Origin of the sequence: Buttiauxella sp. BIGb0471 (assembly GCF_024807715.1) — a bacterium.
Taxonomy (GTDB): domain Bacteria; phylum Pseudomonadota; class Gammaproteobacteria; order Enterobacterales; family Enterobacteriaceae; genus Buttiauxella; species Buttiauxella agrestis.
Genome location: NZ_JANUEU010000013.1, coordinates 1 through 11968 on the forward strand (window position 1 = coordinate 1; position 11968 = coordinate 11968).

An 11968-nucleotide genomic window follows, 5' to 3' on the forward strand; every position below is an offset into this window, starting at 1 on the left:
ACAAGGTCGCCGACGGTCGTTTTTAAAGAAGTCCAGATACGCATCAGCGCTTTGGCTGCACGCGGGATGCCTTTGGTGGCGTCGTTGACGTTGTTGATGGCCATCTTCACGTCGTTAGAAACTACCGTCCAGACGTCGCCCAGGGTGCGCGGCATTTCTCGCAGTTGCGTAATGTATTTGCGGGTGTTTTTGATCAGCGATTCCGCAAGCATTTTCGAGGTTACTTTCCCCTGCGAAACCATTTTTTTAAACGCTGTGGTAGTGCCGCCGATATCCTCCGCGACGCTTACGTATAAATTGCCCTGCGCGTCCATCAGGCTGTTTAGTTCTTCCATTTGAACAGTGCCGCCGCTGATTGACTGCGTAAGCTGGAAGAGCGCACCTTGTGACGTAGCCGCCGCCGTTCCGTTAACGCGGAACGCAGCCGACAGGCCATCGACAAGGTCGGTCGTGTCGTCGGATGTCTTGCCCATCCGTACCATGCCGGTTTCAAACTTCGCCCATGAATCCGCGTAAGCGTCCACGCTCATCCGGTTATCGTTAGCATGTTTTGCCAGGTCGTTAAGCTGCGCATTTGCGCCGCTCAGGTCGCCGGTTGCGGAACCGATGCGCGATTGCAGATCCTGCATTGCGTCGGCAGTGCTCAAAATTCCTTTAATGGCACCGCCTGCAAACAGCGCAGTAAGCACGCCGTTTAGCGCCTGAAAACTGCGCTTAGTGGCGTCGACGGCCCGATCTACTTTGTTCAGTTCAGGCACGGCATCGCCAGTGTCGACGCCGATTTTGATTAGTAATTCGCGAATGTTCATTCGTCCGCCTTCTTGTGGTTGTCACTTTGCGGTGCTCCAGAAACAACAAAACCGCCATTTTCGGCGGTTTGGTTGACTGAATCGTCAAGCGGTAAAGGTGGCGCGGGTCGCCGTGTCAGGTCGAACAGCCCGCGCGTTAAATCAAGAATCGCGTTTAACATGATAAATATTTCCATTGGTGGCGAAGTCCTCCGGCTGTTCCGCTGCTGCTGCCTCCTGGCGTGCCTTACGGCGTTTCAATGCAAAAGCGATGGTGCGGGCAACCGCTGCGCGGTTTCTGCGTCGAATAATCATTTTGTAGCCTCGCTCAAGTGCTGGACGGCTTCGGCAAACATTGCCGCTTCAACGCCCTTGTAAATCTGTTCGGCGATTTCAATGTCGTCATTGTGGCCCACTTTCTCGATCATTAAGTCGGTGATCGCCGTGTCGAGCGCTTCGCTATCCATTGCCAGCGCTGCCGTTAAACCGTTCGCCAGCAAGATAACCACGCGGCGGCGGTCGGTAATTTCGCGAGGGGTTGCCATGTTAAGCGCCCTTAGTAGTTGCGGCTGCGTGCGCCATTGCATAGCCATCGATCTCGTCGGTGCGAATTTCTGGATGGTGTTGGGCCATGTAGCCCGCGTACGCAGCATCGACAATGTGGGCGCTGGCGTTCAAATAGGAAAACTCTTTCCCCGGCTGTTTAGCGAGGATCTGGCGTTTCGCGTCGGTGCTAGTCATAGATGGAATCTCTCAAGGTTAATAGGCGTTCTGCGCAGTTTACGGGGTTGCCGTATTGGTCTTTGGCAAGGCCGAACCAGATAACCAGGGCGCGGCGCTTGGCTTCACGGCGTACGGATTGGATAAACGCTTCGGTAGCGTTCAGGACGCGATAAGACTCGCCAGCTTCCACGAAGTCGATCAGGACTCGCGCCACGTCAGACAGAAAATAATTTGCGTCCGGGTTGTTGGTCATGCGGGCAACGTCGATGGCGTCCTGGTTAAAATCGACCTGAAATTCATAGCCGCGACCATTTGCAAAGGTGCGGACGTTGGCGTCATAGGCGGCGCGTTTGTTGTTTAACACCTGGTCAGCAATGGACACGGGCGGATCTCCTGGTTGGTTGTTGGGTGCCACCTTCACCGCGCTTATATGGAACGCGGCAAAGGTGGGCTTTAGGTGCGACAGGCACGCAAGGCAGCGACGAAACCACCTTGTTAGAGACAGTTTGTACCTGCAAAAATACAAAGTAAAATTTGTAACGTGTATTTTTGCATCTAAATCAATAAGTTACTGGACAATGTGCACGGAATTACGGATCGGTAAACTTTGGCGTGAATAGGTAATAACGCGGTGATCGTTCGCCGTTTCAACGGTTTAGCTGTATTTGTGAATAGCTTCCTGTGCGGGCCGTGGTGACGTTCTGCCGTTGGTTGGTATCGTGGGAAGGGTAAGGCCGTGAAAACAGCGCCACGGCCTGAATTTTTGGCTAGTTTTCGCCGTGTATGTCGTAGAAGGTATCGGCGGGCGTTTCGACCAGCTTTAAAGGCTGGTCGGCGGCAAGGTAGCAGACCACGCCAGGCCCTAAGCAAAGGTTTGTATGCTGTGACTCACCTTTGCACGCTGGCAACGTTACGGTAAACGGTACCGGCACACCGTCAGCATTAACGGCAGTGATTACGGTCGCGTCTTTCGCTTTGTACATTTTCGGGGTCTGGTTGATGTTCATGCGATTAATTCCGCTGCCGCGTGTTCAATCCAGTAGTCAACCGGCGACCAGGCATCGGGGTCGACTGCTGCGAACTGGTCGAACTCTTTAGCCAGGACAAGCGCATCGCGGTCGTTCGGGAATTTATCGCGGAAGTGCGCCGCCAGTGCGTGCAACGGGTAGCAATAACGCCGCCAATCGTCGCCGAAGAACTCAGCCGGATCGTTTGAACCGTTGGACGCTGCGAATATTTGCGCCCGCTTCACGCTGGCCATCGTCCGTGGGTGCGTGTCCCATGTTGGGCGACCACTGATCAGGCGGGCAGTTTCTCGCGTTTTCGCCGTCTTCAAGCGCTGGCGGCGCAGGCGGTCAAGGTTAAACGCCATCGGCTAACTCCTTCCGGCTCAGATCCATTTCCAGCGCCAGGGCGCGCGACTGCTGCACCGCCGACACGGTGTTAAACAGCGCTTCAAGGCTGGCGACATCTCCACCGGTTGCCATCTGCAAGGCGATTTTTTCCAATGTCGCCGCGATACCTGCGTCACTCGTCAAATCGACTTCAATGTCGAGCGGCTTATATCGGGCTTTCGGGTAGATCAGCGGCGCTAAAGTCTTCATCGCGGTTTCAGGGCTGATGCGCTTCACCTGCTCGATCAGGTCTGCGACGAACTCGTCCGCCGTCTGTTGTTCAATTGACGTGTTGCCCTGGCGTTCGTGCGCTATCTCTGCGGCACGTTCCAGCATCTGCCAGACGTCATCCCGTTTCTTACGCCCGCCGGTTTTCGCTCTCCCCTTCTGGAAGAAAGTTTTTTGCGATCCCGCCGTTGTACCTCGCGCATCTGCTGGCTGTTTTCTCGGTGTTCGTGGCATGTGATTTTGTCCCGTAAATGTCGATGCCTTCTATTTTCCTCTATCGGGTCATTTGCTCAGAATTTGTAACGTCGAGGGTGTCAGCGTGATGTAAGGGGATAAGTGACAACCGCTTATCTGCTTGTCGCTTTGGTTGTGTTTACCGAACTGCGTTTCGGTTTACCGCCGTGTTAGTTGCGAAGCAAATAACGCGGTTAACTCTTTTTGTTTTGCCCTTCCCCTGATCAACGGCGGGCCATGCGTTAGCCAGTTGGGGACGTGTTGAAGCGTCGAAAAGAGATCGCCCATAGATCACGTAAGTCATTGATATTTTACCGACCTACCAAAAATTAAGGTGTTTTTTCCTTTAAATTCATACACCTATAGCAAAACCTACGACCTACCGATCTGATCCTTCCAGGACTATATACACACATCTACCTATCTTTTTTTTATATATCTTTATTAACTAATTATTTAGTAGGTTGGTAGGTTTTAGCTGTTTTTATTATGTAAATCATGAATTTAACGACCTACCAAAATTTAAAAAAAGCGGTAGGTTTTAGGTAGGTTTTTAGGTGTTTTGGTAGGTTTAGGCACAAAAAAGCCCGCTTGCGCGGGCTTCGAGTCGACCTACCTTTTTTCGGTAGGTCACTTTTTACGTGAAAGTCGTGCAATCTCGATTTCGTTAAAACCACTGCGTAATACGTCCGCAAAACCTCGTTTTAACTTCGGGTCGAATACACGGCACTTAATGGCTTTATGCTCCGGGCTGTAATCGACAACCTTTTCGAGCGCAGCGATTTTATTTACCGCTCGCTTAACTGCTAACTGGTTCAGGTCTTTATTTTCCGAACGTGCGCAGAATTTAGCGACTATCTCGCCGATATATGCCGCCGGTACAACGGCACACGGTAACGACTCCAGGATCTCGCGGGCGAGTTGTTCTTCAAACGTTCCGCTATTCATTAACAGACGTTCGCGGGCTGGCAACGTCTTATCAGGGGCGCGGAAGTCGAAGTCGGACAGGTCGCGACGCCATAACCATGATGCTAACTGGTTGCGGAAGTCGTGATCGCGGGCCAGTGAGTCGACACGCCCCCAAACAACGGGGCCAGGGTCTGCAACGTCGGCGGCTGCGCCGGTTGTAGCCTGAATACGGCGATCGCCGTTGCTGATTGATAAGCTGTAATCGTTCAGCGCCATAAACACATTATTATAAAGGTGCTCGTCATACTTCCCGCCGTACTTAAGGTTAAGCATCCTACGTTCGGACGTGATCACGTCGTTCCATACACCGGCAATCTTGATGCGCTTGCCGTTGGCGTCTTCGTCACCTTCTTCAACGACAGTAACCAGACGGCGGAACATGTAGTCATGGTAACGATCCTCGCTTATGTCTGCCGGTGTCGTGATGCCGACGTTACGTTCGCCTAACAGCCAGGACATAATCTTAATAAGGCGACCACGGCCCGAACCGTAAGCAGGCGAGATGTTGACGTGTGCAAACGGTATTTTTAACGACGGGTAGCGGAACGTAACCGCCAGCCAGTCATAAAAAAGGCCCGCTTCTTTGGCGTCCGGGTGCGTGCGTTCAACCAACCAGAAAAAATCTTTCAAACGGTCTTCTGCGGTGGTCTGAACGAACGGCGCGATGTAAAACGTGTTCACCTTCTGCACGCCGTCCTCACGGTCGAAATAGACACGCGGCGCACCTGGTAGAAAACCGGTTTCGTGCACGCTTTCCCTGTTCTTAGACCGAAGCCACGACTCAGAATAAAGATGCGGTTTGCTTTTGGCATCGATCCAGTATTCCGGCAGACGGTCGGTTTTGAACTCGTCCCACTTCAAAGGCGGCACGTTCGGCGACAAGCTGCGGTCTATAACCTCTTTCCCGCGTGCAATATAGATATAACGCGCCGCGTAATGCTGATGGCGTTGAATGCGCACTTGTTCACGGGCTTTAGCATATGCGGCTTGCTCCGCTTCGCTGGCGTCTTCTGCCGGTGCATCAGCGTCGTCCAGATCTTCGGGCCAATCGAATGACGGCGGGAAGGTAAATTCGACAAGCGGCGCGGTTACACCGGCAGGCGCAGGCCCTGGCGTTGTCATATCGCTATTTGCAGCGCTTACCGGCGTATGGTTTACCGAAGGCGTCTTCGGTTTACTAACGCGTTTTTTAAGCGCTGCTGCGTAAAGTTTCGCGGGTTCTTTGGTGTCGTAACGCTTCGCCAGCACGCCGATCGCGTCCTGAATGCCGAAGGTTTCCGATGGTTCGTTTACCGTGTGCAAGCTATGGAATACGGCCATCTCATAGGTACCGGATGGCGGGTAGATATTCCAGCCATCGCCGCCGTCTTCACCGTCACTGTACTTTTCCGGCTGTTGTCCGGGCATCTGCAATGCCACACGGCCATCGGGCTTCTTGACGATCTTAGCGTCGTTGACGGTATCGAGGCACCAGGCCGCGAACTCAGCAAATACGCCGAACGCTGGCAACGCCGCATCCTGCTCTTCGCGGGTCATACCGTCGCGGCCCTTCTTGACCAGCGTTAAACCGTGCTCAGTGAACAGGGCGGCGCAGTCGAGCGGGTCGCCGTCGTACGCGTCGACAGGTTCGCCCATGAATGGCAGATAAACGATGCGGGTCGGTTGGTCGCAGGAGGCATCCCACTCGCCGCCGTCGAACTGGCGGGCCAGATTGTCACGCATCCACGCCGTGACCGCTTCGGCAATGTCTGCCGCTACTGGCTTGCACTGGATAAGGATGCGGAAGGCTTCTAGTTCGCCTTTGCATTCCATGCCGTAGCCGGTGGATTTGTACATAAGCATCGCGCGGCTGGTAAGCGGCAACGCCTTTTTAACGCGGGCGTAAGTACCTTTCGGCATCTTGTCGGCGTCAAACATAAGGAAATTACAGACCGTTACCGAACCTTTTCGGCGGTGCCAGTGCTCCGTGCCGTTCTCGTCGGTAGCTAAGGCGTGCTCTTCGTCGATAGCTCGCATTAACCACGGCCCGCGCTCTTTCTTACGTGCGTACTCTTCCGCGCTGATATTCATCGGGAAGCGCATAACGCGGGCGTTTGCTTCGATAGCGTCGGCGAGGTCGTTAACGTCGTTGAATGCGACAGGGTCGCCAGGATAACCGAACTTACCAGCGCCGAAAGACACGGTAAAAGCAGGTGTGGCGGGTTGCGACAGTCCCGTAACTGGTTTAGTATCTGTATTAGCGGTTGTCATTTATGGCCCCCGCTAGGTGTTTAAAATTTGAACCTTTCGCCCGATCGGTCATATTATTAAGCCCTGAAAATTTGTTGTCAGTTCCGGTTTTGCCGACCGGTGCCGATTTGAAAAACCCGCTTTTTGCCGAAGCGGGTTTTTTATTGCCCTTTTTTCTTCGCTGCATATTCGGCGACCTCCTGCCGATTGAAGTACCAATCGCGGCCTATCTTCTCCGCGCGTGGTTTACCTGGTGCGTTACGCGTCTGCCACTGCTGCACGGTTCGGATATGACAACCGATCGCGGCTGCTACTTCTGGCGCGCTCATTTTGTCCCGTAAATCCATAATAAAAAGCCTCTTTTTTGTTCGTAACGGATGCAGTGTAGATCGGTTTGTTCGCTTGGCGCAAATTTGTAACGCAAACACGAACACCGTCAAAAATAGACGGTAAAAAGTTGCACTAATCGAAGCGAAAATCGCTTTATTCCGGCGGGTTGCGTCAGGCCGCTAAAGCCGCGTTTAGCATCGTTTTACCGGTCTGTTTGAACAGTTCGGCGGAAATTTCCTGCGCCTCGTCATAATCAAGCATGACGTAACGTTTAGTTACGGCGATGTCGCTATGTCCTACGGCGTCGCGCGCAGTAGACAAGCCATCTTTGCCTTTCGCTTTAGCGTTGGCATAAACGCGGTATATGTAGGTTTTACGCAGGCTATAGGCGCTGAAACCGTAGCCAGGGGTGAACGTTACGCCGTCGTTTTCGAGCATTTCGCCGATCTGTTTAAAGCGCTTCCATACTGCCTGGCGGCTGATGTGGCCATCGAGGTCTTTACGGTTGCGTGCTTCGGTAAACTGCCGCGCAAAAACGTACTCTTCGCCGCTGTCCTTCTCCCGCAGCCGCTCAATCATTTTGACCGTGTTAGCGGAAAGCGTCTTCGAGTCGGGCTTAACCTTCGCTTTGCTGGCGGCTTCCTGGCATAAAGCGAACTCAGTATCCGTAAGCACGGTTTTAAACTCTGCTTCGGTTTTGAGTGTCGTTAACCGGCGGTACTCGAAGATGGTTAGATCAGGGGCGTCCAGGCGTGGCGCTATGAATTTGCGGGCCAGCGTACGAAAAGCCTTTGTCTGCGCCGCGCGGGTCTGTTTGGCAACCGTGATCGACGTTTTGCCGGTCTTAAAGTTGATGTTATCGAAGCGCAGGCGGCAAACGTCAGACGTTCGCCATCCTGTTTCGAGGCTGATTTCGTGGAACAGGTGAACCCATCCGCCGATTTTCGCGCATATGCGGCGCAGTTTGGCGCAGTCTTCCAGCGATTTAACCGGCGCGACTTCTAATTTATCTGTAGTCATTTTTAAGCCCTTATTAGGCAATGAATTGAAGCCCGATAAATCGGGCTTCAAACAATTACATTCTGAATTTGCCGTAAAGTTTGTAGCCATTCGGCACGGCCTGCGGCAAGGCTTCAAGGTCTGGAAGAGAACGGCGGCGGATATATGATTCAATGGTCGCTATTGCGCCAGGTTGCCCATCTCTTGTCTGGATATAAACCCCTGTGCGACGCTCAAGCCAGAAAGCCACAAACGCGCCGACAAACTTCGGGTAGTGTTGGTTTTTAGCAAGCGGACGCGCGCCCGTGAAAGTCTCTTTACTATTGCCCGTTAAGTTAATTTGCGGGTGTTTGTCGACGTCGAAATCGAACCACACGGACACGCGTAACTCACCCCATCCGACATTCTGCCAGTTCACCACGGCAGGACGTCCGCCGATCTCGGTGAACATGTAACCTTTCTCGTCTTCGTGACTGTTGCAGTCGTTGACGTCTTGCGGTGGTGTTGGTTCCGTTAGTGATAAACGGCCTGCGGCAATTGCTGCGTTTAAACCGTGTGTCGCTAGATTGCTCAGTAATGCGGATTGTTGAGAAGCCATTTTTAACTAATCTCTTTTAAAAGGTCTGATTAATTATTTGCGTTCGCAAATAGTTTTGTCGCCGTACTGTCGGCAAGTCTCGACAGTGCCATCCGGGTTAGTGGTGCGGGTCTTCCCGCCATACTCACGGGTTACGCTGCCATCGCTGCAACGCTCGCCGTTCCATGTCGGGCGACACGTCACGGTTTCTGCATGTGCAACGGCAGACAGCGCCAGGATAAGGATTAGTGCGCGCATCTGTTAGGTTCTCCGGTTTCCAGGTCGACAAAATCGGCAAGGTGTAGCACTGCGCCAGTGTTAGCCATTTTTTATCAAATGCTCGTTAACCAGCGCCCGGACAACGTCGGCGACGGTGACTTCTACGCCGATAAGGTCGCCGCGTCGTTTTGCTTCCGCTTCCAGTGCCGCGAACTGCTGTTCGGTAAAGCGGATGCCTCTTTGATTGGTGAAGGCGTTCTCGCCTTTTGCTTTGGCCATCGTCAGCGCTCCTAAGTGACAACCGGTTTAAATCAGCTATCAATATAGATCCCTTTGGGATCTGATGCAAGTTTAAGCAATCAAGCGACAATCGGTTTACGGAATTTCTATTCGGTAAACCATAAGCGCCAGGCGTAAAAAAGCCCGCTAGATGGCGGGCTATTTGTCGGTGGCGAAGAGTCGTTCGCGGGCGGAGTCATAAACGGCGTTTTTATCGCGCTTGCCGACTGCAACAACCAGGATAATTAATTCGCCGTCTTCCACTTTGTAGACCAGGCGAACGCCAGCGGCGCGGAGTTTGATTTTGTAGCAACCATCCAGGCCGTGTAAGCGGTTCTTCGGTACGTGTGGCGCGGCTGTGAGTTTCGCTAACTTCTTTTTAAGCTGCTCGCGGACGCTGGCATCCAGCTTGTGCCATTCGGCGAAAGCGTCTTCGTAAAAATCAATCTCATAGGTCATCGAGTTTCACGCGGATCCGTTTGCCAGGGTTAGCCAGGCGAGCGCGCGCCAGTTCGATGATGTCCGCGTCTTCGTCTGCCAGTAGTGCGACTTGCACCGGCAAACGGTTATTCTGCGCGACGTATTCAAGGACAAGGCGAACGGCTTCGGACGTTGTAACGCCTAACGCTTCAAGCGCTGCACCAGAACGCGCCTTTAAATCGTCGTCGATGCGGATGTTCATAGTTGCCATGTTTGCGGCTCCTTTGTGGTTACATTCGTGTATACACAATATAAGCGACAACCGGTTAACAGGCAATAGAAAGGCCGCTGATTAGCGGCCTTTGTTGGTTAAAACTGGCGGGCTTTCCACCGGTCGAAGTATTCCCGAACCATCGCCACGTTATCGCCAGGACAAGGCCCGCCGGGTGGTGACATTATCAGACGTTCAAGCGTTGGGGTGATGTGGGTGCTGTCCGCCGGTACCGGATTGCCCGGATGCTTTGCCATAAATTCAGCGACCGGCATCGGGTCAAGGGTCGCCGTTGCCACCACTGCGCAGCCAGGACGCGTGACCAGTTCAAACGGGCGACCGTTTACCAGGGCGCTGAATGAATCAAACGCCGTGAACAGCGACCGGCGTAACCTGTATCGAGTAAGCCAAAGTCTGATCATTTCAACGCCTCCGCATACACGCCGAAAACGCAGTCGAGCGGGTCGGGGTACCGTTGCAGGCAACAAATAACACCGGCATCGAGTAGCGCTTCGACTTCCGCTTCGCTGGCCTTTTTGAGTATGTCCCGCAGCGTATGCGGGCCATGTTTCAGCACATCGATAACGGCGCTCATTTGCGCCCCAACAATACTTTTAATGCGCTGGCGTTCTGCTGTACCGGCTTTGGCGCGTCTTTGATATCTGACACACTGCGGCCCGTAGATTTACCGGCATCCGCCTTCACACCTGCGCGCGTCTTCGTGGCGTTGTCAGCCTGTGCGCCGGATCTGCCGATGCCTGGTGGTACTTTGCCGCGCTGTGCCGACACAACGCGGATTTGTCGGAAGGACATATCGACAACCAACGCTTTACCGATATCAGGCGACCGGCGGATCTCGATATTGGTGATGGCCATGTTGGTAAACTGCTTGTAACGCGTGGTTACGGCCATCGGGATGCTCTGCTTCCAAAGTGCCTCTAACTGGTTGTAAGCCGCCGCCGTTCTGCTCTGTCCATCCAGGAAGCGATCAGCGTATGCCATAACCTCATTTACGATGCCGTAAACCGGCGTGTCAGATATAAAGGCGCTGATCGACAGTTCAAACGGCTTTTCCTTAATGTTGTCGGTGATGTCGACTTCGCCTTCTGTCGGGAATTGCGTCACATCTGCCGCCATGCGATGCGTTTCGTCTTCAATAACGTCAAATGACATTGAGCTAAAGCCCGTCATATCAATATGAAAAACTTTGTCGCCTGCGTCCTGGAACAGGAAAGAAACATGATCATTCACTTTAGATCGTAGCCAATCCTCTGTACTGGTGGAGTTGTTACTGGTGGCGTTGCCCGTGCTTGAATAGTTAATCATTTGTCACCTCGATAGCCCGCCATTGCTGGCGGGTGTTGGATTATTTAGCGCCGCCAGCGTTGACCAGGGAGTTAGCATCGAAGCCGTAGTCTTTTAACTTGAACTGCATTTGATTTGTTACCGCGCTCCCGATTGCGGCCGGGTCTTGCCCTGGTGCCGCCGTGATGTTGTTGGTCACGTTGATCGTCTGCGGTGCGGTGACGTTATTGTTTACCGTTGTTGTTTTCGGTAATGCTGCGCCCGGTGCACCGGCTGGCGGCATTTGAACGCCCGCCGGTTGCTTGTTCCCGCCCATCCCGCTGCCGCCTGCAACAAGGTATTTGTCAAACAGCCCTTTGACGTAGTCGTCGATGGCCTGGAACGGTGCGAACACTGCTTCGCGTGCACTGTTTGCGCTGGCTTCCACGCCTGGCGTTGCTGATGGCTTGTCCTGGCCTTGCGTCATTAACGCTTTGCCAGCTTTGCCCGCTGCTGTGAAGTCGCCCGCCGCTAACGCGTTTAACATGTTGGCAAGCTGCCGCCCCATCTCGGTCAGTTCTTTAAAGTTGTCCGCCAGGCCTTTAAGCTCGCCTTTTAAAGTCCAGTTCGCGAAGTCGATGCCTAAAATAGACTTTAAAGCGTCGCGCAGCCCGTAAACAGCATCAGTGGCGGCGGTGATCTCCGGCTTCCATTCGTTCCAGTTAATGAAACTTTCCCCGCCTTCCTTCCACGTCGTGTAATCGTCATAAAGAAGGCCGATCGCCGTTGCCAGGCCCGTAATTAAGCCGATCGGTGTGGTCAGGTACGCCAACGCTTTAAACGCCATTAAACCCGCGAATACCAGTGCCAGCGGAGTAACAGCGCGGCCCAGGTGCACCAGTGCGCCATCCAATCCGCCTAACTGGTCGACAAGGTCGCCGACGGTCGTTTTTAAAGAAGTCCAGATACGCATCAGCGCTTTGGCTGCACGCGGGATGCCTTTGGTGGCGTCGTTGACGTTGTT

Annotated in this window: 19 protein-coding genes and 1 pseudogene; all 20 read right to left on the bottom strand. The window is 53.4% G+C overall.

Annotated features, from left to right (window positions below; genetic code table 11):
- On the bottom strand, positions 1 to 809 hold an 809-nt coding region (locus tag M2371_RS21430; RefSeq protein ID WP_259268634.1), incomplete at its 3' end, for a tape measure protein.
- Positions 806 to 985 (bottom strand): hypothetical protein, encoded by a 180-nt coding sequence (locus M2371_RS21435; protein ID WP_259268635.1) that lies wholly within the window; start codon positions 983 to 985, stop codon positions 806 to 808. The genes M2371_RS21430 and M2371_RS21435, both read right to left, overlap by 4 nt.
- Before the next feature lie 114 nt (positions 986 to 1099).
- Positions 1100 to 1333, bottom strand: a complete 234-nt coding sequence (locus tag M2371_RS21440) for a hypothetical protein (protein WP_259268636.1) — start codon at positions 1331 to 1333, stop codon at positions 1100 to 1102.
- A 1-nt stretch (position 1334) separates the two neighbouring features.
- Positions 1335 to 1529, bottom strand: a complete 195-nt coding sequence (locus tag M2371_RS21445; protein ID WP_259268637.1) for a hypothetical protein — start codon at positions 1527 to 1529, stop codon at positions 1335 to 1337.
- On the bottom strand, positions 1522 to 1893 hold the full coding sequence (locus M2371_RS21450; protein WP_259268638.1) for a hypothetical protein: 372 nt from the start codon (positions 1891 to 1893) through the stop codon (positions 1522 to 1524). The genes M2371_RS21445 and M2371_RS21450 overlap by 8 nt, the downstream gene beginning before the upstream one ends.
- A gap of 385 nt (positions 1894 to 2278) precedes the next feature.
- On the bottom strand, positions 2279 to 2518 hold the full coding sequence (locus M2371_RS21455) for a hypothetical protein (protein ID WP_259268639.1): 240 nt from the start codon (positions 2516 to 2518) through the stop codon (positions 2279 to 2281).
- Positions 2515 to 2883, bottom strand: a complete 369-nt coding sequence (locus tag M2371_RS21460) for a hypothetical protein (RefSeq protein ID WP_259268640.1) — start codon at positions 2881 to 2883, stop codon at positions 2515 to 2517. Before M2371_RS21460 ends, M2371_RS21455 begins: the two co-directional genes overlap by 4 nt.
- Complete coding sequence (locus M2371_RS21465; RefSeq protein ID WP_259268641.1) at positions 2873 to 3367, bottom strand: hypothetical protein; 495 nt, start codon at positions 3365 to 3367, stop codon at positions 2873 to 2875. The genes M2371_RS21460 and M2371_RS21465 overlap by 11 nt, the downstream gene beginning before the upstream one ends.
- Before the next feature lie 630 nt (positions 3368 to 3997).
- On the bottom strand, positions 3998 to 6586 hold the full coding sequence (locus M2371_RS21470) for a primase-helicase family protein (RefSeq protein ID WP_259268642.1): 2589 nt from the start codon (positions 6584 to 6586) through the stop codon (positions 3998 to 4000).
- Between the two features lie 140 nt (positions 6587 to 6726).
- Positions 6727 to 6912 (bottom strand): helix-turn-helix domain-containing protein, encoded by a 186-nt coding sequence (locus tag M2371_RS21660; protein ID WP_404979419.1) that lies wholly within the window; start codon positions 6910 to 6912, stop codon positions 6727 to 6729.
- A gap of 154 nt (positions 6913 to 7066) precedes the next feature.
- A complete protein-coding gene (locus M2371_RS21480; protein ID WP_259268644.1) occupies positions 7067 to 7915 on the bottom strand; it encodes a tyrosine-type recombinase/integrase in 849 nt (282 codons plus the stop codon).
- Positions 7916 to 7970: 55 nt separating this feature from the next.
- Positions 7971 to 8492 (bottom strand): hypothetical protein, encoded by a 522-nt coding sequence (locus M2371_RS21485; RefSeq protein ID WP_259268645.1) that lies wholly within the window; start codon positions 8490 to 8492, stop codon positions 7971 to 7973.
- A gap of 33 nt (positions 8493 to 8525) precedes the next feature.
- The gene (locus M2371_RS21490) at positions 8526 to 8729 is read right to left on the bottom strand and encodes a hypothetical protein (protein WP_259268646.1); all 204 of its coding nucleotides are present in this window, start codon (positions 8727 to 8729) and stop codon (positions 8526 to 8528) included.
- A gap of 60 nt (positions 8730 to 8789) precedes the next feature.
- Entirely contained in the window at positions 8790 to 8969 is a 180-nt protein-coding gene (locus M2371_RS21495; RefSeq protein WP_259268647.1) for a hypothetical protein, read from the bottom strand.
- 159 nt (positions 8970 to 9128) lie between these two features.
- Entirely contained in the window at positions 9129 to 9428 is a 300-nt protein-coding gene (locus M2371_RS21500; protein ID WP_259268648.1) for a type II toxin-antitoxin system RelE/ParE family toxin, read from the bottom strand.
- The gene (locus tag M2371_RS21505) at positions 9418 to 9660 is read right to left on the bottom strand and encodes a type II toxin-antitoxin system RelB/DinJ family antitoxin (protein ID WP_259268649.1); all 243 of its coding nucleotides are present in this window, start codon (positions 9658 to 9660) and stop codon (positions 9418 to 9420) included. The genes M2371_RS21500 and M2371_RS21505 overlap by 11 nt, the downstream gene beginning before the upstream one ends.
- 98 nt (positions 9661 to 9758) lie before the next feature.
- Positions 9759 to 10082 (bottom strand): hypothetical protein, encoded by a 324-nt coding sequence (locus tag M2371_RS21510; RefSeq protein ID WP_259268650.1) that lies wholly within the window; start codon positions 10080 to 10082, stop codon positions 9759 to 9761.
- Positions 10079 to 10255: a hypothetical protein gene (locus M2371_RS21515; protein ID WP_172893671.1), complete on the bottom strand. Its 177-nt coding sequence runs from the start codon at positions 10253 to 10255 to the stop codon at positions 10079 to 10081. The genes M2371_RS21510 and M2371_RS21515 overlap by 4 nt, the downstream gene beginning before the upstream one ends.
- A complete protein-coding gene (locus tag M2371_RS21520) occupies positions 10252 to 10986 on the bottom strand; it encodes a phage baseplate protein (protein ID WP_259268651.1) in 735 nt (244 codons plus the stop codon). Before M2371_RS21520 ends, M2371_RS21515 begins: the two co-directional genes overlap by 4 nt.
- A gap of 40 nt (positions 10987 to 11026) precedes the next feature.
- Positions 11027 to 11968 (bottom strand): annotated as a pseudogene (locus M2371_RS21525) (hypothetical protein); the annotation flags it as partial.